The sequence below is a fragment of the Allobosea sp. P2_A10 genome, assembly GCF_056405115.1.
This window is the reverse complement of the sequence record NZ_JBFUCS010000001.1, coordinates 758,738-780,415: the sequence shown is the minus strand read 5'-3', so window position 1 is coordinate 780,415 and position 21,678 is coordinate 758,738. Positions and strand designations below refer to the sequence as shown.

Genomic DNA, 21,678 nt, shown 5'->3' with positions numbered 1-21,678 from the left:
CCAGACGGGTCGCGCGTCGAGTGCCGGGCGGCCGGAGAGCACGGTTCAGTTCGGCTTGGGCGTTTCCGGCGTGGTCGCGGGCGCAGGTGCGGCAGCATCCTTCTTGACGCCGCGCAGATGATTCAGCGCGGCTATCAACTGCGTATCCTTGGCCGGGTCGGCAGGAACATAGGCAGCCGAACCGGACTGTTCGTCCTTGCCGTCCCCCGACTTCAGATGACCCTTGAGCGAAGCCTCGCCCTTGTTGTCGGTCAGCTTGTCCTTGAGCTCGGCGGGGATGTCCTGCACGACTTCGATGTCGGGCGTGATGCCCTTTGCCTGGATCGAACTGCCCGACGGCGTGTAGTAGCGCGCCGTTGTCAGGCGCAGGCCACCATTGCCACCGAGCGGAATCACGGTCTGAACCGAGCCTTTGCCGAAGGAACGCGTACCCATGATGAGCGCGCGCTTGTGGTCCTGCAGCGCGCCGGCGACGATCTCGGCAGCCGAGGCCGACGAGCCGTTGATCAGCACGACGACGGGCTTGCCCTTGGTCAGATCGCCCGGCTTGGCGTTGAAGACCTGGGTCTCCTCGGCGTTGCGGCCGCGCGTCGAGACGATTTTGCCGCGCTCGAGGAACGCGTCGGACACCAGCACTGACTGGTCGAGACGCCCGCCGCGGTTGTTGCGCAGGTCGATGACGTAGCCCTTGATCTTGTCGACGCCGATCTCGGCATTGACCTTGTCGATGCCCTTGCGCAGGCCCTCATAGGTCTGCTCGCTGAAGGTGCCGATGCGGATATAACCGACATCGGCCTCGACGCGCTCCTCGACGGCAGGCACGACGATGGTCGAGCGGGTCAGGGTGAATTCAAGCTGCTCGGGCTTGCCCGGGCGCTCGATCTTCAGTTTGACCTGCGTATTGATGATGCCGCGCATCTTCTCGACGGCCTGGGTCAGGCTGAGGCCCTTGACCTCGTCGCCGTCGATCTGGCGGATGATGTCGTTGGTCAGGATACCGGCCTTGGAGGCGGGCGTGTCGCGGATCGGCTTGGCGACCTTGAGGACGCCTTCCTCCATGGTGACCTCGATGCCGAGACCGCCGAACTGGCCGCGCATATCGGTGTCCATGTCGCGGAACGACTTGGCGTCGAGATATCCGGAATGGGGGTCGAGCGAGGAGACCATGCCGTTGATCGCGGCCTCGATCAGCTTCTGCTCGTCGGGCTTCTCGACATAGTCGGTGCGGATCTTCTCGAAGATGTCGCCGAATAGGTTCAGGCTGCGATAGACCTCCGCCGAAGCCGCAACCGCGCTGGTCGAGGAAAACAGCCTTGTCTGCGTGACCATGCCGGTCAGGCCCGCGCCCACGACCGCGCCAGCGAAAACGAGAGAGACCTTGCGCATCATCCGCGAACCTTTTCGCCTTGCGGTTTCATCCACCACGGCGTCGGATCGACCGAGACGCCGTCTTTTCTGAACTCGATATAAAGGACCGGCTGCCCGGTCCCCGAACCCACGATCGTCGCGGCAGCTTCCGACGTTTCGCCCATCACCGCAACAGGTTCTCCTGCGAGAACGAATTGGTTCAGTGAAACATCGATGCGCTGCATGCCGGCCAGAAGCAAATAATATCCTCCGCCCGCATTCAGGATCAAGAGTTGCCCGAATGAGCGGAACGGACCGGCATAGACAACCCAAGCGTCCGAAGGTGCCGAAACTAGGGCGTTGGGGCGCGTGCTGAGCGAAATTCCGCGCGTCGTCCCGCCATTTCCGTCATTTTCACCAAAACCACGCAATTGTGATCCTGCCACGGGAAGCGGAAGCAAATTCCGCGCCTCGGCGAAGGTGATCCGGGGCGCGAGCCGCGCCGGGTCCTTGAAAGCCAGTGCCGCCATGCGCTGGCGTTGCTCGCGGGTCTCTGCTTCGATCATCTGACGGGCGGTCTCGGCCGCCCGGCTGGTAACCGAAATCTCCTTCTCGATGCGCTCGACGAAATCGCGCAGGGTGCGCGCCTGCGTCGCGAGCTCGCCGCCCTGCTGGCGCTGCGTCTCGACATCGCGTGCGGCGCTGGTCTCGCGCTCGCGCCGCGCTTCGATCAGCGACGCCAGGCGCTGCCGCTCCGCGGCGAGCTGCTCCAGGTCGGCCGTGATCGCCTTGCGTTCGCCGGCAATGCCCTCGCGCAGGCGCACGAGTTCGCGCAGGTCGGTGCCCAGTATCTCGATCTCCTGGCGCAGGTCTGGCACGACGGCGCCGAGCAGCATCGAAGCCCGCACCGCTTCCAGAATATCCTCCGGCCGAACCAGCACTGCCGGCGGTGGCCGCCGCCCGATGCGCTGCAGCGCAGCCAGGACCTCGGCGATCAGGTGGCGTCGGCCCTCCAGCGAGCGGCGGATCGCGGCCTCGCTCGACTGGAGCAATGTCAGTCGCTCCTCGATCGCGCTAACGCGCCGCTCGGCGGCTTGCGCGCGTTGCGCGGCTTCGAGCAGCGCCTTGTTCAGCGCGGCGCGATCGACGCGGATCGACGCGATCTCGGCTTCGAGCCTGACGCGGGCCTCGGCATTGCCGGCAAGGCGTGCCTCGATCGCCTTGAGTTCGGTCTCCCGAGCCTGCTTCTCGACCTGCTTCTGCTCGGCCTCGCGGCTAAGCTGATCGGGATCGGGCGAGGGGGTCTGTGCGGTGACCGGTGCTTGAATCAGCGCAATGCCGGCGCAGGCCAAAAGCAGCCGTGCGGCATTGCCAAAGCGAATCAGCGTCCGATCGAGGCTCATGCGCGATGATAGGGGTGTCCCGCGATGATCGTCATCGCCCTGTAGAGCTGCTCGAGCGCCAGAGCCCGCACGATCTGGTGCGGAATCGTCAGCGCCCCGAAGGCGATGGTCAGGTCAGCGCGGTCCCTGATGTCGTCGGCGAGCCCGTCCGCGCCGCCGATCACAAGGCTGGCAGCGGCGGTACCCGCATCGCGCGCGCCGGCGATCTTGGCAGCGAAAGCGTCGCTCGTCATGCTTCTGCCGCGCTCGTCGAGCGCGATCAGCAGACCGGGCGCTAGTTTGGCGACGATCGCCTGCGCTTCATCGCACTTGCGCTCGTCGGGGCGGCGGCCGCGACTCTCGGGAATCTCGACGATCTCGGGCCCAGTCAGGCCGAGGCCCCGGCCCAGCGCGACCGCGCGCTCGCGATAGCGCTCGCAGAGCTCGCGTTCCGGACCGTCCTTGAGACGGCCGATGGCGATAAGCGCAAGGCGCACCGTTCGGCTGTCGTTCTATGCGTCAGCTGACGAGGCGCTCATTGGGGCGGTCCGCGCCCCACATCTTTTCAAGATTGTAGAACTGGCGCACTTCCGGCCGGAAGACGTGGACGATGATGTCGCCGGTGTCGATCAGCACCCAGTCGCAAGCCGGCATGCCCTCGACCTTGGGTGTGGGCAGGCCCGAAGCCTTGAGGGCCTCGACCAGGCTGTCGGCGATCGAGGCGACATGACGGTTCACCCGGCCCGACGCGATGATCATCGCGTCCGCCAGCGAGGTCTTGCCGACGAGGTCGATGACCGTAACGTCTTCGGCCTTCATCTCTTCGAGAACATGCAGTGCGAGGGCAACGCTGTCGGCGGAGGGATTCTCCGGGGCAGCGGTAATGGGAAGCGGCTTGGGCTCGGCTTCACCAAGGGTTGAAGGGGTCAGTTCCGTATCCTCACATGTTCGACGCGCTCGCGGCACGACACGGACAATTTACGCGCGATCAGCTCAAAATTCAATCGGATTCGGCCAATTCTCGCAGCATCGTCGAGGACAGGTCCGAGCGGCGTCCGTGCAGGAAGGTCCATGCCGGCGGTCTGGAGACGGCGAGCGCCGCCGCCTCGCGTTCCGAAATGCGCCAGCGTGAGAGCCAGTTGGCGGCCGGCGAGGCGACCGAGCTGTGCGTCGAGCCCGGACGATCGATGATCGCCATCGGCATCATCCGGGCGATCGCCCGCCATTCGTTCCAGCGGTGGAATCCGGCGAGATTATCCGAGCCCATGATCCAGACGAAGTTCACGCCGGGGCAGCGCCGCTTCAGCACCCGCAAGGTGTCGGCGGTGTAGCGCGTGCGCAGCATCGCCTCGATGCCGGTGACGTGAATGCGGGAGTGATCGGCCAGGCTCCGGCCGAAGCGGACGCGCTCGGCCAGCGAAGGCAGGGCGCTGTTGTCCTTCAGCGGGTTGCCCGGCGTCACCAGCCACCAGATGCGGTCGAGCTGCAGCCGCCGCAATGCGGTCAGGCTCGCCATCCGGTGCCCTTCATGGGCCGGATTGAAGGTTCCGCCGAACAGGCCGATGCGCAGGCCCGGCGCATGAGGGGGCAGCCGCAGATGATCGTTTGTCACGGGCGAATCTGGCCGTCGCCGTGAACACGGTATTTGAACGAACAGAGCTGCTCGACGCCGACCGGCCCGCGCGCATGCATGCGGCCCGTCGCGATGCCGATCTCCGCGCCGAAGCCGAATTCGCCGCCATCGGCGAACTGGGTCGAGGCGTTGTGCAGCACGATCGCCGAATCGACCTCGGCGAGGAAGCGCCGCGCCGCATCGGCATCGCCMGTGACGATCGCCTCGGTGTGGTGCGAGCCATGGCGCTCGATATGGTCGATGGCGGCGGCGATACCCGGCACGACCCTGACCGCGATGATGCGGTCGAGGAATTCGGTGGCCCAGTCCTGCTCGGTCGCGGGCGTCACGCGCGGATCGGCGCCTTGCGTCGCCGCGTCGCCGCGCACGGCGCAGCCGGCGTCAAGCAGCGCGGTCACCAGCGGTTGCAGATGGGTCGGCGCGCAGGCCTCGTCGACCAGCAGCGTCTCGGCCGCGCCGCAGACGCCGGTGCGGCGCAGCTTGGCGTTGAGCGTGATCTCGCACGCCATGCGCAGATCGGCGGCGGCATGGACATAGACATGGCAGTTGCCGTCGAGATGGGCGAAGACCGGCACGCGCGCGTCGTTGTGGACGCGTTCGACCAGGCTCCTGCCGCCACGGGGCACGACGACGTCGATCGCGCCGTCGAGGCCTTTCAGCATCTCGCCGACGGCGGCGCGGTCGCGGGTGGGCACGAGCTGGATTGCGTCGCCGGGCAACCCGGCCGCTTCCAGGCCCTGTCGCAAGGCTTTGGCGATTTCGGTCGAGGTGCGGAAGCTGTCGGAACCGGCGCGCAGGATCGCGGCATTGCCGCTCTTCAGACAAAGCGCACCGGCATCGGCGGTGACGTTGGGACGGCTCTCGAAGATCACGCCGATCACCCCGAGCGGGGTCGCGACGCGCTCGAAGCGCAGGCCGTTGGAGCCTTGGGTCCATTGCGCCAGGACGCGCCCGACTGGATCGGAGAGGGCCGCGACATCGGCCACGGCCTGCGCCACGCCTTCGAGGCGGGCTTCGTCAAGCATCAGGCGGTCGATGAAGGCAGCGTTATGGCCGGCGGCCCTGGCTTCTGAGAGATCCTGCGCGTTGGCGGACAAGATGGCATGCGCATGAGCGCGCAGGGCCTCGGCCATCGCCAGCAATGCGGCATCGCGCTGGTTTGCCGGTGCGAGCGCAACCGCGCGGGCCGCGGCGCGCGCCCGCCGGCCGAGCGCCAGCATCAGTCCGGCGACGTCGGACGCATCAGTCGTCGAAACCACCCGGAGCGTCGTGTCGCTCGTCATGTCGAACCTGCCAGAAGCCATTGCGCTGGTGACCTTAGCCGACGCCGAGCGCCATGTCGTCCCGGTGGATCATCTCAGCGCGGCCGGGATAGCCGAGGATCGCCTCGATGTCGCGTGACGCCTTGCCGAGCACGCGCGCGGCATCCTGTGCATCATAGGCGACGAGGCCGCGACCGAGGACCGCGCCGTCCGCATCGCGGATCAGCACGGCGTCGCCGCGCGCGAAATCGCCCTCGATGCGGTTGACGCCGACCGGCAGCAGACTTGCACCGCCGCGCAGCGCACGGACAGCGCCGGCATCGACATGGAGCGCGCCGCGCGGTTCGAGCGAGCCGGCGATCCAGGTCTTTCGCGCCGTCGCAGGCGTGGAGGCGGTCAGGAACCAGGTGCAGCGCGCGCCGGTCGTGATCGCGGCAAGCGGGTTCTTTCCCCGTCCGTCGGCGATCAGCATATGCGTGCCGCCAGCCGCCGCGATCTTGCCGGCCTCGATCTTGGTGCGCATGCCGCCGCGCGAGAGTTCGGACGCCGCTCCGCCCGCCATGGCGTCGATCTCGGGCGTAATGCGCTCGACCAACGGGATGTGGCGGGCCGACGGGTCGCTGGCGGGCGGCGCGGTATAAAGCCCGTCGATGTCGGAAAACAGCACCAGCAGATCGGCCCCGGCCATGGTCGCGACGCGGGCGGCGAGCCGGTCATTGTCGCCATAGCGGATTTCGGCCGTGGCGACGGTGTCGTTCTCGTTGATCACGGGGATGGCGCGCAGGTCGAGCAGCCGGCCCAGCGTGGCGCGCGCGTTGAGATAGCGCCTGCGTTCCTCGGTGTCGGCCAGCGTCAGCAGGATCTGCCCGGCGGTGAGGCCATGGTGCCCGAGCGCCTCCGACCAGGTCCGGGCGAGGGCGATCTGGCCGACGGCGGCGGCGGCCTGGCTCTCCTCGAGCTTGAGCGGTCCCGACGGCAGGCCGAGCACGGTGCGCCCGAGCGCGATGGCGCCCGACGAGACGACGAGCACGTCGGCGCCACGCAGATGCAGTTCGGCGAGATCCTCGGCCAGCGCCGCGAGCCAGGCCTGGCGCAACCGGCCGCGGGCGCGGTCGACCAGAAGGCTCGAACCGACCTTGACGACGATGCGTCGAAACTGACTCAGCGAGGGCGTGTTCGGCGGCGTGGTCACGTTGGCGCCCGCATGTCCGTGAAATAGCGTCCGGGGCCTTGCCTGTTGGCGAAAATGCGGCTCTTGTAAAGCGCTGGCGCCGCATGGCGGCACGGCCCGCAGCCATTGCTTCCGCACTTTGCATTGACAAGTGCGGTTCGAGCGCCCATATGACCACAGTCGATATTTAGGCCGAACGACGTGGCCCCGCGCATGAAGATGCGCCTGCTGACGACCTTCCCGCTCGAATTCGAAAAATCGGCTCGCGAGTTCTCTCGCGTGCTTTTACGTCCACCAATGCTGCGAAAAGAGTTCGTCATGAGCGTCGGCACTGTCAAATGGTTCAATTCCACCAAGGGTTTCGGCTTCATTCAGCCGGATGATGGCGGTCAGGACGTGTTCGTCCACATCTCCGCCGTCGAGCGCGCTGGCATGCGCGATCTCCGGGAAGGTCAGAAGATCTCCTTCGAGCTCGTGCAGGACAAGCGTTCGGGCAAGATGTCGGCCGATCAGCTTCGCGCCGAGTGAGCCTTAAAGCCGCGTCTGCCGGCATCGGAATCAGGACAGGGCGACCACGGATGTACTGGCGCTTGATCCTTCCGGTCTGACGACGACGCGGCGCGATGGAGGGTCGGGGTTCATAACCCGGCCCTTTTTCCGTCAATTCAAACGCAGGAGACTCGAGCATGCAGGTTCTCGTCCGCGACAACAATGTCGACCAGGCCCTCCGGGTCCTGAAGAAGAAGATGCAGCGCGAGGGCGTGTTTCGCGAGATGAAGCGCCGTTCGGCTTATGAGAAGCCGTCCGAGAAGCGTGTCCGCGAAAAGGCCGACGCCATCCGCCGCGCCCGCAAGGTCGCCCGCAAGCAGATGCAGCGCGAGGGCCTGATTGCGGCTCCCAAGCCCAAGCCGAAGCCGGTCCGCGCCGGAAGCGCAGCGCCTGCGCGTTGATTTCGGTACACTTTCGGCGCGATCTGGAGTATTGCCCGCTCGCGGGCCTTAATGATCGCGCCCGTAACAACACGAGAGAAGGCAAGCCTTGAAGAACCCGACCGACCGCAGCTTCACTGATCGTCAGGCCAATTCCGCGGCCGCCAAGCAGGCGCTTCTCGCGCGCTTCAAGGCGAGACCCGGTCCGGATGACCCGATCATGCAGCAGCGCCGCGCGGAGCGTGAGGCCGTCGCGACAGCGCGCGCCGCTCGCGACGCCGAGAAGGCCGCCGCCCGCGCCGAGGCCGAGCGTCTTGCCGAGATCGAGGCCGCCCGCCTCGCCGAGGAAGAGCGTATCGCCGAGATCGCCCGCGAAGTTGCGCGCAAGGCCGAGCAGGCTCGTCGCGACGCAGAGCGCCCGCGCAAGGTTCTGCTCGAAGCCGTGCAGTACGCCCAGCTCAGGGCCGCCGGCAAAGGCCGCCGCTGATCTGACCTGATACTCCGGAGCCATGTTCGATCCCGCTGGATCGTTCGATGGCTCTGGCCTATTGTTCTGATGCGCTTTCTGGGTGCGTAGCGGCTTTCGCCTCGCAGGAGGGCGCTCCAGCTGACGGGGTTCTCGTTCGCGCCAACTGGCGGCAGGGGCTCGGCAGTCGACGATTCCGGCCCTTGGGCATGACACACCGGAGTCGGCGTGACACGCCTCCTCTCACCTGCTGCATCGGAGCGAGCCGCCATGGCGACGCGAGGACTCTCCGCCGACGAGATCAAGCGTCGCGCGCAACTTGCCTTCGACAAGGCCGACCAGAAGAAGCAGGACGCCTCCCGCGCCATGGAAGCCGAGCAGTCGGCCCGCGACGCGGTGGCGCAGAAGACCGCCCGGTTGCGCGCCCTGCGACTCGCCAAGGAAGCCGCCGACGCTGAGACGGCCGCCATCGTCGCCGCCGAACAGGCGCAGGCCAAGGCCGATGTCGTCGAAGCCAAGGCTGCGGCGAAAGCTGCAAAAGCCAAGGTCGTCACCGACAAGGCGGCCAAGATCGCGAAAGCAGCCGCCGCGAAACTGCGCGCGAAGGCGAAGGCGGCAGCGGTCTGAGGACTGCATGGCCGGCCGCCGAATGGGCAGCCGATTCCGGAATCCTGCGCTCCATGCGCCCGCGCTGCGTCGTGCGGCCTGGGCAAGCCGCTTCACGAGGTCGTGACGCCCGCCGGTAGACCTGCTTCTCCCGCATCTGCTCCGATGCTCCCCGGTTACCCCACACGACACCTGCCGCGACGGGCTGTCGAAGAGGAAAGGCTCCGCCCCCGGAGCCGCATAACCAACAGGAGCAAGCGCCATGCGCTTTTTCACTCGTCTCATGCTCGTCGCCGCGCTTGGTCTTGGCGCCGCGTCGCCCGCGCTGGCCCAGTCCGTGAAATATGTCGGCGGAGCGCCGATGTATCCGCAGAAGAACATCGTCGAGAACGCGGTCAACTCGAAGGACCACACCACTCTGGTGGCTGCGGTCAAGGCTGCGGGCCTCGTCGATACGCTTGCCTCGCCCGGCCCCTTCACCGTGTTCGCGCCGACCAACGCCGCCTTCAACAAGCTGCCGGCCGGTACGGTCGCGACGCTCGTCAAGCCAGAGAACAAGGCGACGCTGAGCGCGATCCTGACCTATCATGTGGTGCCGGGCCGCTACACCTCGGCCGATCTGAAGAAGCTGGTCAAGGATGGCGGCGGCGAAGCCAAGCTGAAGACCGCCAATGGCGCGATCCTTTCGGTCCTGCCCGGCCGTAGCGGCAAGAGCCTGTTCATCGCAGATGCGAAGGGCAACACCTCGCGCATCACCATCGCCGATGTGATGCAGTCGAACGGCGTGATCCATGTGGTCAACACGGTCGTGATGCCCTGATCGGCATCGCTTGAACGAAAGAGCCCGCCCGGTGCAAACCGGGCGGGCTCTTTCATGTTGTGGTCACAGTATCAGGCTGCGACGAAGTTCAGTGAAACTCCGTTCAGACAATGACGCTTGCCGGTGGGCGCGGGGCCGTCGTCGAAGATATGGCCGAGATGACCGCCGCAGCGCCGGCAATGCACCTCGGTGCGGGTCATGAAAAACTTCTTGTCGACCTTGGTCGCGACCGCATTGTCGAGCGGGGCGAAGAAGCTGGGCCAGCCGGTGCCGCTGTCGAACTTGGTTTTGGATGGATAGACCGGCAGGTCGCAGCCGGCGCAGTGGAAATTGCCGACGCGCTTTTCCTTGTCGAGCGGGCTGGAGCCAGCCCGTTCGGTGCCCTCGCCCCGCAAGACCGAGTACTGCGCCGGGGTGAGCTGCTTTTTCCATTCGGCGTCGGACTTCGTGACCTCGAAGGCGCCGTCGACCGCGTTGGCGTCGCCCAGCAGGCCGAACCCGTAGGCTGCGACGCCAGCTGCCGCCAGTGTCGAGCCGCCAGACAAAAGCAGATTGCGTCTCGTCGTCATGATCGACCTCCAGACCTCTCCCGGAAAAAATATCGTCCGATGGCGATAACGCAGTGCGATGAGGGGGGATGCATGGCGGAGCTTCACAAGCGCGCGACGGCGGTTCAGCGGTCGCTGCGCTTGTCCTGTCCGCAGCGGAAGTTCCGGCCGTGTTCGTCGGCGAGCTTGCGGGCCGCGGAGTTGGCGTTGGCTGCCGCGCCATCGACGCTGCCGGCGATGCAGGAGAGGCCGTCCGCGCCGATCCTGTGCACCACCAGGCGGTTGACCCCGAGATTGCCGATGTTCTTTCCGGCCCTGTAGCGCAGGATCGCAATCACGGGCCGTGCGCCTTTGGGACCGCGCCATTCGACCGTGTCGCCGGCTTCAAAAAAATCGAGTCCCTCGAAGAGCGTCTCGCCGATCGTCCGCTTGCCGAACGTGACCGAGCTGGAATCGGCTTCGGATGTCCAGATCACGCCGATGCCGGCGGGACCGGCGCAAGTCGTCTCCAGCAGGTCATTGCCGGCCGGCGATTTGCGGCAGGTCTCATATTTGTAGCGGCTGTAGGAGCTGACCATCTCCTGCGCGGCCGATGTCCGTGTGGCCACGGGCATCGTCAGCGCCGCAACCAGCGCCAATGCGATCCATCGATACATCCAGAGCATGGGCTGCCCTCTCATTGCCGGGACATGCCCCCGATCAGACGCGCGCTTTGCCGTCAGGGCAAGCGCGCCGCGCGTCGTGGCCGGCCTGCGGGCTGGCGTCGCGCCCCGTAGCGGTTAATCTGCACGCAGGATTGAACCTTCGCCGGACTCGCTGCGACCAAGGATTGCGAGCCGGCGTGCCGGGCCTTGAGGGCGATGCACACGGAATCCGACGAAGACCTCGTCAAGCGGATCGCCTCCGGCGACCGGCTCGCCATGAAGGTGCTGTTCTCGCGGCACCAGATACGGGTTTACCGTTTCGCGCTGCGGCTCGTCCGCGACGAGACGATGGCGGAGGATGTGATCAGTGACGTCTTCATGGATCTCTGGCGGCAGGCGGATCGCTTCGAGGCGCGCGCCTCGGTTTCGACCTGGCTGCTCGCGATTGCGCGAAACAAGGCCTATTCGCTGCTGCGCAAGCGGCGCGACGCCGGGCTCGACGACGATTTCGCCGAAACCATCGAGGACGAGGCCGACGACCCCGAGATCGTGCTGCAAAAGCAGGACAAGGGCCTCGCGCTCCGCGCCTGCCTCGACAAGCTCAGCCTCGAGCATCGCGAGGTCATCGACCTCGTCTATTATCACGAGACCTCGGTCGAGGAGGTCGCCCGGATCGTCGGTATCCCCGAGAATACGGTCAAGACCAGGCTCTTTCACGCCCGCAAGAAGCTCGGCGAAATCCTCAAGGCGGCAGGCATCGACCGGGGCTGGCCCTGAGATGCCCTGCCCCGCTCCCGCCCGCCCGATCTCGAAAGCAGGTCTGTCATGACTGACAACATCGCGACCGACCCGAAACGGGCCGAGCTCGAGGAAATGCTGCCGTTCTACGCCAATGGCCGGATCTCGGCCGGGGACAAGACGCGGATCGAACGGGCGCTCGCGTCCGATCCCGAACTCGCCTTGCGGCTCGAGATCATCCGCGAGGACATGGCGGAGACGATCCTGCTGAACGAGAGACTCGGCGCTCCATCGCCGCGCGTACTCGATCGGCTGATGGCTGGCATCGAGGCGGAGCCGCGCACAGCGCCCCTTTTGACCCGGGCCAAGGGCGGCGTGATCGCCTGGCTCGGCCAGTGGATGGCGGCGCAGCCACCGCGTCGCCTGGCCTATGCCAGTGCGGCCGCGCTCGCGCTGATCGCGATCCAGGGGGCTGCGCTTACCGGCCTTGCGATGCGCGGGGGAGGCGGCGGCTTCGAGACGGCGTCGGCGCCCGGCGCACAATCATCCGAGCGCTATGTGCTGCTGAGCTTCGCCAATGATGCGAAGGCCGGCGATATCGCCGCTTTTTTCAAGCGCTACGACGCCTCTGTCGTCGATGGGCCGCGCGCCAACGGCTTCTTCAAGGTCCGTGTCGGCGACGCCAGGCTGACGCCGGCGCAGGTCGACGCCATCGCGACGCGGATGAAGGCCGAAGCCGGCATCGTCAGCTTCGTCGCGCCGGCACCTTAAGATGATGCGATCTCGCTGCCGTTGCGGCAGCGTGCTATCCTGACGCTGGAAGAGGGCCAACGCAATGTCACCTCCGGTCGATCGTCCTGTCGCCGCGCGCGCCGGCCGTCTGAGGCATGGCGTGGCGCTTGCGCTCATCCTGGCTCTACTTGGGCCGATCGGCGAGGCCCGCGCCGAAGGCGGCGGCGGTGGCGGCGGCAATCGCGATTTCGAATACCCGAGCGCCCGCCCCGGTGTCAGCCGCGCGCAGCCGGTGCAGCGCGAACGCGGCCCCGTGCAGGGGCTGCGCGAGCGCCCGTCGCAGGGCCGGACCGAGACGGGCCGCGTCGGACGGGGCGACAGTGGACGCGTGGGCCGTTTCGAGCCCGGACGAACCAGTCGCGAGCCGCGCTATCCCGGCCGTGGCGGTGGCTGGGGACCGACTGCGGTCGGCGTCGGCGCCGGCATCCTCGGCGGCATCCTGCTCGACCAGGCGACACGCCGGCCGGTCTACGACCCCTATGACGATCCCGAGCTTCGTGCGCCGCGCCGTCCGCGCCGGCCGGTGATCGTCGAGGACGATCTCGACGAGCCGGTCCTCCAGCGCCCGCGCCGGCCTGCGCCGGTGCGCCAGGCGGTCCCGCCGCGTCAGGCGCCGCCGCCATCCGCGCAAACCGCGCAGCCGGCGCCGCGCCAGCCCAATGTCATCGTCCCGCCCGCAAGCGAGCGCCGCTTCGTCGCCGACGAGATCCTGTTCGAACTCGCACCTAATGCGCAGACCGAGGCCGTGCTGCGCCGTCATCGCGCCACGCTGATCGGCAGCCGGCGCTTCGAGTTGGCCGGCGTCACCATCATCCGCGCCCGATTGAACGACGGCCGCAGCGCCCGCACGGTGCTGGCGCAGATGGCCGCCGACCGTCAGGTCGCCAGCGCGCAGCCGAACTATCTCTACACGCTGCAGCAGGGAGCGCCCCAAACTGACGCCGCGACGCAGCCCGCCGGCATCGTCGTCAAGCCCCAGGAAACGCCGCCGCCCGCCAGCGCCGCCATCACGTCGCCGGAGCCGCCCCCGGTCACGCCGAAGCGGGAGTTGCAGCCGCAATACATCGTCGAGAAGCTGCATCTCGGCGATGCGCACAAGCTGGCGCGGGGCGAGAAGATCAAGGTCGCCGTGATCGATTCCGGCGCCGACCAGAACCATCCCGAGCTGCAGGGCGTCGTCGCCGGCAGTTTCGATGCGCTCGGCGGCGAGGCTTCGCCGCATGCGCATGGCACGGCGATGTCGGCTGCGATCATGGCGCAGGCGCAGTTGCAGGGCGTCGCGCCGGCCGCGCGGCTGCTGGCCGCGCGCGCCTTTTCGGGCAGCGCGGGGCCAGCTTCGGCCAGTGGCACCACCTTCCATATCCTGTCGTCGCTCGACTGGGCCTCGGAACAGGGCGCGCGCGTGGTCAATCTCAGCTTCGCCGGCCCGCAGGACCGGCTGCTCTCGCGCTCCCTCGCCGGAGCCAGGACGAAGGGCATGGTTGCTGTAGCGGCTGCCGGAAATGGCGGCGCGAACGCAGCTCCGCTCTATCCCGGCGCCGACGCAAACGTCATCGCGGTCACCGCGACGGATGCCGACGACAAGGCTTTTCCGGGCGCCAATCGCGGCAGCTACATCGCGGTCGCAGCTCCCGGCGTCGATGTGCTCGCCGCCGAGCCGCAAGGGCGCTACGCCTTCTCGTCTGGCACCTCGATCGCGGCCGCGCATGTCTCGGGCGTGGTGGCGCTGATCCTGGAGAAGCGGCCCGATCTCCATCTCGAAGGCGTCCGCAAGCTTTTGATGGACAGCGCCGTCGACCTCGGCGCCAAGGGCCGCGATCCGGTGTTTGGGGCAGGACGCGTCGATGCGCCGGCCGCGTTAGCGAGGGCACTACCGGTTTCGGCGGTTCGGCCTTAGGGCGCAGCCGGCTTCATACCGACTGCGTCATTCCGGACAAGCGGCGAAGCCGCGCCGATCTGGACTCCATCATAAAGCACTGTCGTCGCCCTACGATGGATTCCGGCTCTCCGCTTCGCTGCGCCCGGAATGACGGCAAGGGTGGTCGTGGCGGCGGCGCAGCCTCGAAAAATAAGTCGCTCCCGCTTTGAACCTGTCCTGGGGCTGCCGCGACCAATGGTCATGGCGGGCGAATGGTTCGCCGCCGAACGAACCTCAGGAGTGCAGATCATGACCAGCTTCAGGAAGACCGGCTCTGCCGCGCTTGCCGCCCTCGTCCTTGCCACCACGCTTGCCGCCTCTGGCGCCGAAGCGCGCCCGCGCTTCCATCGCGGCCATGGCATTGGCCTCGGCATCGTCGGAGCGCTGGCCGTCGGCGGCCTGCTCGCCGCATCCGCCGGCTCGGCTTACGCCGAACCCGCCTATGACGAAGACGCCCCGGTGCGCCGCTGCGACATGGTCGAGCGCGTCAACCGCTTCGGCGAGGTCGTCGGTTACCGCAAGGTCTGCTCGCTCTACTGAGCACACACGCCCCCCGAACCCGGTTCGTTCCGATCCGGCTCCCCGCGCAAGCGAGGAGCCGGACGGCGTCTGGAGGGTAAGGCAAGCTCGCTCGATTGTGGCGCGATGACGTGACGCTGGATTGGCGTCCTTCCCTTGATATATTACAGGGGAGGCCTTGCTCTTGCGCTTCGCCGCCTCGGATCAATCGGGAAGACACGCCATGTCCATTCTGGATCACAACACTCAGCCACTCGAGAAATGGCGCGACGGCGTGATGACGCAGATGCGCGTTTCGGCGACAGTCCAGAGCCGCCAGCTCCTGATCTTCGACCAGTTCTGCGATCCTGGTCTCGGAGCGCCCATGCACCTGCACGCGGTCGAGGAGGTTCTGGAGGTGTTCGAGGGCACGGCCGAGATCACTCTCCGCGACGAGGTCATGATCGTGACGGCCAACAAATCCGTTCTGATTCCCGCAGGCGCGCGCCACGGCTTCAAGAATGTCGGCACCGGCATCCTGCATGTCCGCGCGACGCTGGCGGCTGCGATCTTCGAGGCGTCCTATGACGATCGTAACGAGCTCTCGAGGCGTTATGTCCCCAGCGATGCGTGACGGCAGGTGGCGGGCCGGCGTTCGCGCTTGATTTTCCGGGCCGCATGCGCCTGATGTCGCGCCATGGCCCGCCGCAAGCTTCTTTTCGTCGCGACCGAGGACTGGTTCTTCGCCTCGCATTTCCTGCCGATGGCGCGGGCGGCGCGCGAACTCGATTTCGATGTCGCGGTCATCGCCCGGGAGCGCCATCACCGCCGTATCATCGAGGCGACCGGAGCTCGCCTGATCGCTTTGGAGGCCGAGCGCCGCAGCCTCGATCCGCGCGCGCTGTTTCGCCAGATCGGGGCGCTCAAGCGATTGATCGCGGCCGAGCGGCCCGACATCCTGCATTGCATCGCGCTGAAGCCGATCGTGCTGGCCGGGCTGGCGGGCAAGATCGCCGGCGTCGAGCGCCGCGTCTACGCGCTGACCGGGCTCGGCTTCCTCGGTGCGAAGACGGGCGCGGTCGCGGCCATGGCTCGGCTCGGCTGCCGGCTCTGGCTGCGCGAGATCATCGACGGGCGTCAGGTCAGGTTCCTGTTCGAGAATCCCGATGACCCGGTCACGCTGGGCTTCGATCCGGCGGACGCGACCAAGGTCGCCGTCGTCGGCGGGGCCGGCGTCGATCCGCTGATCCTCATGCCCGAGCCCATGCCGCCTGCGCCGCCGCTCAAGGTCGCGCTGGTCGCGCGCATGCTCTGGTCGAAAGGCGTCGATCTCGCGGTCGAGGCGGTCAGGCTCGCGCGGGCGCAGGGCGCGCGGGTCGAGCTCACGATCCATGGGGCGCCCGACCCCTCCAATCCCAAAGCCATTCCCGAGGCCACGTTGACGGAATGGGCGGCACGGCCCGGCATCAGGTGGGGCGGGCCGACGCGCGACATCGAGGGCGTCTGGCGGGCTCATCATCTGTGCATATTGCCGTCGCGCGGTGGCGAAGGCCTGCCGCGCACCATTCTGGAAGCCGCTGCCTGCGGCCGTGCGATCCTGACGACCAACGTGCCGGGTTGTCGCTCCTTCGTCCGCGACGGGCAGGACGGCATGGTCGTCCCGCCCGACGATGCGACGGCACTGGCCACGGCGCTGATCACATTCGCAGGCGCACCAGGCCTGACCGAGCGCATGGGCGCCAATGCGCGCCAACGCCTGATCGAGGGTCACACCGAGCGCGATGTGATGGATGCGGTCAAGGCGCTCTATCGCGGGCTGCTTGACCAGCCGACGACGGACATCGCGGCGTGAGCCAGCCGACCGGTCTCGATCGCCGTGGCTTCATCCTCGCCCATACGCGGCTGCTGCCGGTCCCGCACGCGCCGGAGATTGCGCTGCATGTCGCCGAGGAGGCGACCGAACTCTGGCAGAAGACCGAGGACGAACTCGCCACCATCGGCCTGCCGCCGCCGTTCTGGGCTTTCGCTTGGGCCGGCGGGCAGGCGCTGGCGCGCTATCTGCTCGATACGCCTGAAGCAGTCGCTGGCTGGCGCGTGCTCGATTTCGCCAGCGGCTCTGGTCTGGTCGCGATCGCCGCATTGAAAGCGGGTGCGGCGAGCGTCGAGGCCTGCGACATCGACGCCTTCGCCGCCGAGGCGATCGGGCTGAATGCAGCGGCCAACAGCGTCGCTGTCGCGGTTCGGCTCGACGACCTGATCGGTCGCGACGAGGGCTGGGACGTGATCTGCGCCGGAGACATCTGCTACGAGCGCGCCATGGCCGAGAGCGTCGTCGCCTGGCTCTCCGTGCTGGTGGCGCGCGGCGCGACCGTACTGATCGGCGACCCCGGCCGCAGCTATCTGCCGAAGGACCGGCTCGAGGAACGCGCGACCTATCAGGTCGCGGTGACGCGCTCACTGGAGGACGCCGATATCAAGCAAAGCTCGGTGTGGCGGTTGAGAGGTTTGGCGCCGCGCTCTACATAAAAACTGCCATGTCATCCTGGACACGTGACGAAGCCGCGCAGCTCCGGGATCCATCGTAAGGCTCGACGGTGCTCCATGATCGATCCCGGCGCTCCGCTTCGCGGAAGCCAGGATGACGGCGTGTTTCTCATGCCAATATTGGAGCGGGGACGGAGCTTTTCACTTCACCCGCCATGCTTCTCCAGAAACACCTCGACCGGCAGGTTGCGGAAATCATCGAGCGCGCCACGCAGCCGGCCGTGCTCCCAGTCCCACCATGCCAGCGCCATCAGCCGTTCGGCGATGTCTTCCGGAAAGCGCCGCCGGATCGGCTTCGCCGGGTTGCCGGCGACGATGGTGTAGGGCGCGACGTCCTTGGTCACCACCGCGCCGCTGGCAACGACCGCGCCGGTGCCGATCGAGCGCCCAGCCAGGATGATCGCGCCATGGCCGATCCAGACATCGTGGCCGATGGTGACCGGTGTCGAGCGGCGCCAGTCGAAGAACGCCGCATCGTCCTGCGCATCCTCGAAATAGGCCGAGGCCCTGTAGGTGAAATGCGACTGGCTCGTGCGCTGCATCGGATGGTTGCCGGGATTGATCCGGGTCATTGCCGCGATCGAGCAGAACTTTCCAATCGTCGTGTAGATGACGTTGGAATCATTCACGACATAGGAGTAGTCGCCCATCGTCGACTCGGCGAACGAGGTCCGCGCGCCGATCTCGGTATAGCGTCCAAGCGTCGCCTGCCGGACCTGCGCGGTCGGGTCGATGACAGGCTCCAGCCCCAGTTTCCTGGCCATGATGTCGTCCTTTTCGGAAGGCGCGCCGCCCCCTCTGCGAACAGGTTGCTGGCGGCGTCAGCCCAGTACAAACGAGTCGAGCAGTCGGAAACGGCTGTCGCGCGTCTCCTGCCTGAACAGGCTGATGCGGTCGATCGCAACGGGTTCGGCCGGCACTGCCGCCGCGTAGGCTACAGCCAGCGCGGCGTTCGTCGCCGGGATGTCGTTGTGCGGCAGCGAGCCGGTCAGCGTCATGTGGAAGCGGAAGGCATCGCCGACATAGGGGTAGCCATAGGCTTCGAGATAGGCGCGATGAGCCGGCGTCAGCGGGCTCTTTAGCCGGCGCGCGAGGTCAATCTCGCTGAGCGGCGCGCGGAAGGGCTCGAAGGCCTGCACCAGCGCGAAAGCGAAGAGCTGCAGCGCCTCGCTCGGAACGGAGGGCGTCAACGCGATGAAGGAACCGAGCGCCGAGACCTGAAACCCCGCCAGCGGCACGGCCTGCATCCCGGCGGCGCAGTTGTGCGCGAATGCGCGCAACTGGTTCTCGTTGCAGCCGGCGGCGAGTTCGAAAGGCGCTTTCAGCGTCGCGTGGAAACCGTAGCGGCGCGGCTCCTCGGTTCTTGCGGCCCAGCCGGCCGCGTCGCAGCCCGGCGGCACGGCAAAGGGGAGATCCTCGCCGGTCACGGCGTCATAGCCGAGCGTTGCGCTGCCGAAGCGCCAGAGCGGGCTCTGAGTGGCGGGCGCGTAGTAGATCGCGTAGCGCGGGCCGCTCAAAACGCGCGCTGCCCCCGCGACCAGACCGTGGCGAGCACCGGCGTCGCGCCCAGCACCTTGAATCGCACCAGATCGGCGCGCAGGCCGGTCTTGAGATGGCCGCGATCCTTGAGGCCGAGGATGTCGGCGACCTTCCAGGTCACCATGCCCATCGCCTCGGGCAGCGTCACGCCATGGTCGGTCGAAAGCTTCAGCACCGCCTGCAGCAGGCTCGCCGGGACGTAGTCGGAGGAGAGCCCGTCGAGCAGACCCTTCTCGGCCAGTTCCGAGACCGAGACGCCGCCGGAATGCGAGCCGCCGCGCACCACGTTGGGCGCACCAGCAATGGTTGCCAACCCGCGCTCCTTGGCGGCGGCGGCGGCTTCGATCGTGGTCGGAAACTCCGAGATCACCGCGCCCGAGGCGACGCCGGCCTCGACATGGTCGAGTGTGGTGTCGTCATGGGTCGCGATCGGGATGCCGCGCGTCTGGAACATCTCGACCACGGCCGCCCAGTTCTTTCCGACATTGGCTGCGCCCTCCGACTGGCGCACGACGACATCGGCCTCGAATTCGGCCTCGGTCTTGCCGTTGCCCATGGCGTAGGTCTTGAGGTGCTGGATGTCGCGCCATTGGCGCTGGCCGGGCGTGTGGTCCATCAGCGAGACGAGCTGGACCAGTTCATCGTCCTGATAGGGCTCGATGTCGCGCAGCAGGTCGGGACTGGTGAGCTCGCAGCGCATATGGATGCGGTGGTCGATGCGGAAGACGTTCTCGCGCCGGCCTTCCGCCAGCGCCTTCATCACATCGGCGAAGATGTCCTTGCGATAGTCCTTGGCCGAGAACGGCGTGCCGGCGCAGATCGCGTCGTAGACCGTGGTGACGCCGGCCGCCGCCATCTGTGCATCATGGACCAGCGCCGCCGCGAGCCCGTTCGGCCAGAACACTTTTGGCCGTGGCATGAAGTGCTTTTCCACATTGTCTGTGTGCATCTCGACGAGGCCGGGCGCGACATAGTCGCCGCCGATATCGATCGCCGATGGCAGCGCGGAACGGCCCTGGTCGACCGCCGTGATGCCGGTCTCGTCGAAGGCGATGGTGCCGGTGACGACCTCGTTTTCAAGGATCAGGCGCGCATTTGTCAGGATCGTTGCCATCAGGCGGCCTTCCGGAAATCGGTGATGTCGAGATAGCGGGTGGCGACGGCCTCGCGCACGGCCTCGTCATGGAAGATGCCGACGATGGCGCTGCCCTTCTGGCGGGCTTCGGCGATGAGCTCAACCACGATGTCGCGGTTGGCCGCGTCGAGCGAGGCGGTCGGCTCGTCGATCAGCATGATGGCTGAGGGCTCGACGAAGGAACGGGCGATGTTGACCCTCTGCTGCTCGCCGCCGGAGAAGGTTGCGGGGGCGAGGTTCCAGAGCCGCTGCGGCAAATTGAGCCGGGCCAGCATCGTCTTGGCCCGCTCGCTCGCCTCATCGGCCGTGACACCGCGCGCCAGCAGCGGATCGCGGACGATGTCGAGCGCCGAGACGCGGGGGATCACCCGCAGGAATTGCGAGACGAAGCCAAGCGTGCGGCGGCGGATGTCGAGCACGGTGCGCGGCACGGCCGAAACGATGTCGATCTCGCGGCCGGCATGGGTAATCGCGATGGTGCCCGAGGTCGGCCGGTAATTGCCGTAGAGAATGCGCAGCAGGCTCGATTTGCCGGTGCCGGACGCGCCGGCCAGCACCAGCGTCTCGCCAGCCGCGACTGAAAAGTTGACGTCGTCGAAGACCGGCAGCCGGACGCTGCCCTGATTGTGCAGGGTGAAGGCCTTTGCGACGTTCTCGACGCGGATCATCGTGGTCATGGATTCAGGGCCTTGCCGGCTCGGGGTGACGCGGGTGTGACGGGGAGCGTTTGCCCGCCCTCGTGCTGACGGGGCTTTGCATCTGCTCCGTGTGCAGGCTGGGGCCGGGCGGCGAGCCGTCCGAGCATGATACGTTCCGCTTCATGCCCGGCCTTGTGCCGGGCCTCGTCCGCCTCGGCTACGGACGAGGGATCGGGTGGCGAAAAGCCTGACCATTGTGGCTGGATGAAGCCGCTCATACGCTGAGCACCGCCGAAGTGAGCAGTTGCGTATAGGCGTGGTGGGGGTCGTCGAGGACCTGGTCGGTCAGGCCCTGCTCGACGACGCGGCCGTCCTTCATCACCATCAGCCGGTCGGTCAGGAGCCGCGCCACGGCAAGGTCGTGCGTGACGATGATGGCGGCGAGGCCGAGATCGCGCACCAGCACGCGCAACAGGTCGAGCAGGCGCGCCTGAACCGAAACGTCGAGGCCGCCGGTCGGCTCGTCCATGAAGACGAGGCGGGGCTCCGAGACCAGCACGCGGGCGATCTGCAGGCGCTGCTGCATGCCGCCCGAAAACTGGCGCGGCCGGTCGTCCATGCGTTCGCCGGCGATCTCGACGCGCGACAGCCAGTCGAGCGCGCGCTCGCGGATCGCGCCGTAATGCCGGTCGCCACGATCCATCAGACGTTCGCCGACATTGCCGCCAGCCGAGACGTCCATACGCAGGCCGTCGCGCGGGTTCTGGTGGACGATGCCCCAGGCCGTTCGCATCAGGCGGCGGCGCTCCTGCTCGGAGACCGAATAGATGTCGAGCGGCGCAGGTCCGCCGCGAAACAGCACCTCGCCTTCGTCGGGCCGGTCGATGCCGGCGAGGCAGCGCAGCAGGGTCGATTTGCCCGAGCCGGATTCGCCGACGATGCCGAGCACCTCACCCGGCCAGAGGTCGAAGGAGACGTCCGCGCAGCCGATGCGCTCGCCGTAGTAGCGGCCGACGCCGGCTACCGAGAGCAGCGGATCAGGGTCAATAGCGGCGTCGGGAGGGGAGA

Annotated in this window: 26 protein-coding genes; 12 read left to right on the top strand and 14 right to left on the bottom strand. The window is 67.3% G+C overall.

The genetic code is table 11. The annotated features are described in order from the left end of the window. Nucleotides 1–45: 45 nt before the first annotated feature. The 7 genes from AC1DZY_RS03805 to proB all read right to left on the bottom strand — a co-directional run bounded on the left by AC1DZY_RS03805 (nucleotide 46) and on the right by proB (nucleotide 6,816). Entirely contained in the window at nucleotides 46–1,386 is a 1,341-nt protein-coding gene (locus tag AC1DZY_RS03805; RefSeq protein WP_476818802.1) for a S41 family peptidase, read from the bottom strand. Continuing rightward, nucleotides 1,386–2,750 (bottom strand): murein hydrolase activator EnvC family protein, encoded by a 1,365-nt coding sequence (locus AC1DZY_RS03800; protein WP_476818715.1) that lies wholly within the window; start codon nucleotides 2,748–2,750, stop codon nucleotides 1,386–1,388. Before AC1DZY_RS03800 ends, AC1DZY_RS03805 begins: the two co-directional genes overlap by 1 nt. Beyond that, nucleotides 2,747–3,226 carry a 23S rRNA (pseudouridine(1915)-N(3))-methyltransferase RlmH gene (rlmH, locus tag AC1DZY_RS03795; protein ID WP_476818714.1) on the bottom strand — a complete coding sequence of 160 codons (480 nt, stop codon included), beginning with the start codon at nucleotides 3,224–3,226 and terminating at the stop codon, nucleotides 2,747–2,749. Before rlmH ends, AC1DZY_RS03800 begins: the two co-directional genes overlap by 4 nt. Nucleotides 3,227–3,248: 22 nt before the next feature. Beyond that, nucleotides 3,249–3,614 carry a ribosome silencing factor gene (rsfS, locus tag AC1DZY_RS03790; protein WP_476818801.1) on the bottom strand — a complete coding sequence of 122 codons (366 nt, stop codon included), beginning with the start codon at nucleotides 3,612–3,614 and terminating at the stop codon, nucleotides 3,249–3,251. A gap of 115 nt (nucleotides 3,615–3,729) precedes the next feature. Beyond that, nucleotides 3,730–4,341 (bottom strand): nicotinate-nucleotide adenylyltransferase, encoded by a 612-nt coding sequence (locus AC1DZY_RS03785; RefSeq protein ID WP_476818713.1) that lies wholly within the window; start codon nucleotides 4,339–4,341, stop codon nucleotides 3,730–3,732. Further along, complete coding sequence (locus AC1DZY_RS03780) at nucleotides 4,338–5,645, bottom strand: glutamate-5-semialdehyde dehydrogenase (RefSeq protein WP_476818712.1); 1,308 nt, start codon at nucleotides 5,643–5,645, stop codon at nucleotides 4,338–4,340. The genes AC1DZY_RS03785 and AC1DZY_RS03780 overlap by 4 nt, the downstream gene beginning before the upstream one ends. Nucleotides 5,646–5,679: 34 nt before the next feature. Next, on the bottom strand, nucleotides 5,680–6,816 hold the full coding sequence (proB, locus tag AC1DZY_RS03775) for a glutamate 5-kinase (RefSeq protein ID WP_476818711.1): 1,137 nt from the start codon (nucleotides 6,814–6,816) through the stop codon (nucleotides 5,680–5,682). 297 nt (nucleotides 6,817–7,113) lie between these two features. On the opposite strand from proB, the gene AC1DZY_RS03770 reads away from it, so the two are divergent. The 5 genes from AC1DZY_RS03770 to AC1DZY_RS03750 all read left to right on the top strand — a co-directional run bounded on the left by AC1DZY_RS03770 (nucleotide 7,114) and on the right by AC1DZY_RS03750 (nucleotide 9,616). Then, the gene (locus AC1DZY_RS03770; RefSeq protein ID WP_056715847.1) at nucleotides 7,114–7,323 is read left to right on the top strand and encodes a cold-shock protein; all 210 of its coding nucleotides are present in this window, start codon (nucleotides 7,114–7,116) and stop codon (nucleotides 7,321–7,323) included. 158 nt (nucleotides 7,324–7,481) lie between these two features. Beyond that, on the top strand, nucleotides 7,482–7,745 hold the full coding sequence (gene rpsU, locus AC1DZY_RS03765) for a 30S ribosomal protein S21 (RefSeq protein ID WP_103872769.1): 264 nt from the start codon (nucleotides 7,482–7,484) through the stop codon (nucleotides 7,743–7,745). Between the two features lie 88 nt (nucleotides 7,746–7,833). Next, nucleotides 7,834–8,211 carry a DUF6481 family protein gene (locus tag AC1DZY_RS03760; RefSeq protein ID WP_476818710.1) on the top strand — a complete coding sequence of 126 codons (378 nt, stop codon included), beginning with the start codon at nucleotides 7,834–7,836 and terminating at the stop codon, nucleotides 8,209–8,211. A 249-nt stretch (nucleotides 8,212–8,460) separates the two neighbouring features. Beyond that, entirely contained in the window at nucleotides 8,461–8,817 is a 357-nt protein-coding gene (locus tag AC1DZY_RS03755; RefSeq protein WP_476818709.1) for a hypothetical protein, read from the top strand. 241 nt (nucleotides 8,818–9,058) lie between these two features. Further along, on the top strand, nucleotides 9,059–9,616 hold the full coding sequence (locus AC1DZY_RS03750; RefSeq protein WP_476818708.1) for a fasciclin domain-containing protein: 558 nt from the start codon (nucleotides 9,059–9,061) through the stop codon (nucleotides 9,614–9,616). 71 nt (nucleotides 9,617–9,687) lie between these two features. On the opposite strand, the gene msrB is transcribed toward AC1DZY_RS03750, so the two are convergent. Beyond that, the gene (gene msrB / locus AC1DZY_RS03745) at nucleotides 9,688–10,185 is read right to left on the bottom strand and encodes a peptide-methionine (R)-S-oxide reductase MsrB (protein WP_476818707.1); all 498 of its coding nucleotides are present in this window, start codon (nucleotides 10,183–10,185) and stop codon (nucleotides 9,688–9,690) included. A 104-nt stretch (nucleotides 10,186–10,289) separates the two neighbouring features. Continuing rightward, on the bottom strand, nucleotides 10,290–10,829 hold the full coding sequence (locus tag AC1DZY_RS03740) for a hypothetical protein (protein ID WP_476818706.1): 540 nt from the start codon (nucleotides 10,827–10,829) through the stop codon (nucleotides 10,290–10,292). Nucleotides 10,830–11,024: 195 nt separating this feature from the next. Between AC1DZY_RS03740 and AC1DZY_RS03735 the strand changes: the two genes are divergently transcribed. From AC1DZY_RS03735 to AC1DZY_RS03705, 7 genes are all read left to right on the top strand, one after another. Then, entirely contained in the window at nucleotides 11,025–11,585 is a 561-nt protein-coding gene (locus AC1DZY_RS03735; RefSeq protein WP_476818705.1) for a sigma-70 family RNA polymerase sigma factor, read from the top strand. A gap of 48 nt (nucleotides 11,586–11,633) precedes the next feature. Beyond that, on the top strand, nucleotides 11,634–12,317 hold the full coding sequence (locus tag AC1DZY_RS03730) for an anti-sigma factor family protein (RefSeq protein ID WP_476818704.1): 684 nt from the start codon (nucleotides 11,634–11,636) through the stop codon (nucleotides 12,315–12,317). 121 nt (nucleotides 12,318–12,438) lie between these two features. Then, the gene (locus AC1DZY_RS03725) at nucleotides 12,439–14,235 is read left to right on the top strand and encodes a S8 family serine peptidase (RefSeq protein WP_476818703.1); all 1,797 of its coding nucleotides are present in this window, start codon (nucleotides 12,439–12,441) and stop codon (nucleotides 14,233–14,235) included. A gap of 270 nt (nucleotides 14,236–14,505) precedes the next feature. Beyond that, nucleotides 14,506–14,796 carry a hypothetical protein gene (locus AC1DZY_RS03720; protein ID WP_476818702.1) on the top strand — a complete coding sequence of 97 codons (291 nt, stop codon included), beginning with the start codon at nucleotides 14,506–14,508 and terminating at the stop codon, nucleotides 14,794–14,796. Between the two features lie 202 nt (nucleotides 14,797–14,998). Then, nucleotides 14,999–15,388 (top strand): cupin domain-containing protein, encoded by a 390-nt coding sequence (locus AC1DZY_RS03715; RefSeq protein ID WP_476818701.1) that lies wholly within the window; start codon nucleotides 14,999–15,001, stop codon nucleotides 15,386–15,388. 63 nt (nucleotides 15,389–15,451) lie between these two features. After that, nucleotides 15,452–16,606: a glycosyltransferase family 4 protein gene (locus AC1DZY_RS03710; protein WP_476818700.1), complete on the top strand. Its 1,155-nt coding sequence runs from the start codon at nucleotides 15,452–15,454 to the stop codon at nucleotides 16,604–16,606. Further along, entirely contained in the window at nucleotides 16,603–17,280 is a 678-nt protein-coding gene (locus AC1DZY_RS03705; RefSeq protein ID WP_476818699.1) for a class I SAM-dependent methyltransferase, read from the top strand. The genes AC1DZY_RS03710 and AC1DZY_RS03705 overlap by 4 nt, the downstream gene beginning before the upstream one ends. Before the next feature lie 164 nt (nucleotides 17,281–17,444). Here the strand turns inward: AC1DZY_RS03705 and AC1DZY_RS03700 are convergent, their stop codons facing one another. From AC1DZY_RS03700 to phnK, 5 genes are all read right to left on the bottom strand, one after another. Beyond that, entirely contained in the window at nucleotides 17,445–18,062 is a 618-nt protein-coding gene (locus tag AC1DZY_RS03700) for a DapH/DapD/GlmU-related protein (protein ID WP_476818698.1), read from the bottom strand. Nucleotides 18,063–18,119: 57 nt separating this feature from the next. Further along, entirely contained in the window at nucleotides 18,120–18,815 is a 696-nt protein-coding gene (locus AC1DZY_RS03695; RefSeq protein ID WP_476818697.1) for a DUF1045 domain-containing protein, read from the bottom strand. Further along, entirely contained in the window at nucleotides 18,812–19,951 is a 1,140-nt protein-coding gene (locus AC1DZY_RS03690; RefSeq protein WP_476818696.1) for an alpha-D-ribose 1-methylphosphonate 5-triphosphate diphosphatase, read from the bottom strand. The genes AC1DZY_RS03695 and AC1DZY_RS03690 overlap by 4 nt, the downstream gene beginning before the upstream one ends. Next, nucleotides 19,951–20,649, bottom strand: a complete 699-nt coding sequence (gene phnL, locus AC1DZY_RS03685; RefSeq protein WP_476818695.1) for a phosphonate C-P lyase system protein PhnL — start codon at nucleotides 20,647–20,649, stop codon at nucleotides 19,951–19,953. The genes AC1DZY_RS03690 and phnL overlap by 1 nt, the downstream gene beginning before the upstream one ends. A gap of 235 nt (nucleotides 20,650–20,884) precedes the next feature. Next, nucleotides 20,885–21,658, bottom strand: coding sequence for a phosphonate C-P lyase system protein PhnK (gene phnK / locus AC1DZY_RS03680; protein WP_476818800.1), 774 nt, complete (start codon nucleotides 21,656–21,658; stop codon nucleotides 20,885–20,887). Between the last annotated feature and the right edge of the window lie 20 nt (nucleotides 21,659–21,678).

Excerpts from the sequence above, each read along its gene's own strand:
- AC1DZY_RS03800 (WP_476818715.1), bottom strand. The coding sequence starts at position 2,750 with ATGAGCCTCGATCGGACGCTGATTCGCTTTGGCAATGCCGCACGGCTG.
- AC1DZY_RS03690 (WP_476818696.1), bottom strand. The coding sequence starts at position 19,951 with ATGGCAACGATCCTGACAAATGCGCGCCTGATCCTTGAAAACGAGGTC.
- msrB (WP_476818707.1), bottom strand. The coding sequence starts at position 10,185 with ATGACGACGAGACGCAATCTGCTTTTGTCTGGCGGCTCGACACTGGCG.
- AC1DZY_RS03755 (WP_476818709.1), top strand. The coding sequence starts at position 8,461 with ATGGCGACGCGAGGACTCTCCGCCGACGAGATCAAGCGTCGCGCGCAA.
- AC1DZY_RS03750 (WP_476818708.1), top strand. The coding sequence starts at position 9,059 with ATGCGCTTTTTCACTCGTCTCATGCTCGTCGCCGCGCTTGGTCTTGGC.
- AC1DZY_RS03720 (WP_476818702.1), top strand. The coding sequence starts at position 14,506 with ATGACCAGCTTCAGGAAGACCGGCTCTGCCGCGCTTGCCGCCCTCGTC.
- AC1DZY_RS03730 (WP_476818704.1), top strand. The coding sequence starts at position 11,634 with ATGACTGACAACATCGCGACCGACCCGAAACGGGCCGAGCTCGAGGAA.
- AC1DZY_RS03805 (WP_476818802.1), bottom strand. The coding sequence starts at position 1,386 with ATGCGCAAGGTCTCTCTCGTTTTCGCTGGCGCGGTCGTGGGCGCGGGC.
- AC1DZY_RS03740 (WP_476818706.1), bottom strand. The coding sequence starts at position 10,829 with ATGCTCTGGATGTATCGATGGATCGCATTGGCGCTGGTTGCGGCGCTG.
- rpsU (WP_103872769.1), top strand. The coding sequence starts at position 7,482 with ATGCAGGTTCTCGTCCGCGACAACAATGTCGACCAGGCCCTCCGGGTC.
- AC1DZY_RS03735 (WP_476818705.1), top strand. The coding sequence starts at position 11,025 with ATGCACACGGAATCCGACGAAGACCTCGTCAAGCGGATCGCCTCCGGC.
- AC1DZY_RS03770 (WP_056715847.1), top strand. The coding sequence starts at position 7,114 with ATGAGCGTCGGCACTGTCAAATGGTTCAATTCCACCAAGGGTTTCGGC.
- AC1DZY_RS03700 (WP_476818698.1), bottom strand. The coding sequence starts at position 18,062 with ATGGCCAGGAAACTGGGGCTGGAGCCTGTCATCGACCCGACCGCGCAG.
- AC1DZY_RS03715 (WP_476818701.1), top strand. The coding sequence starts at position 14,999 with ATGTCCATTCTGGATCACAACACTCAGCCACTCGAGAAATGGCGCGAC.
- AC1DZY_RS03710 (WP_476818700.1), top strand. The coding sequence starts at position 15,452 with ATGGCCCGCCGCAAGCTTCTTTTCGTCGCGACCGAGGACTGGTTCTTC.
- phnL (WP_476818695.1), bottom strand. The coding sequence starts at position 20,649 with ATGACCACGATGATCCGCGTCGAGAACGTCGCAAAGGCCTTCACCCTG.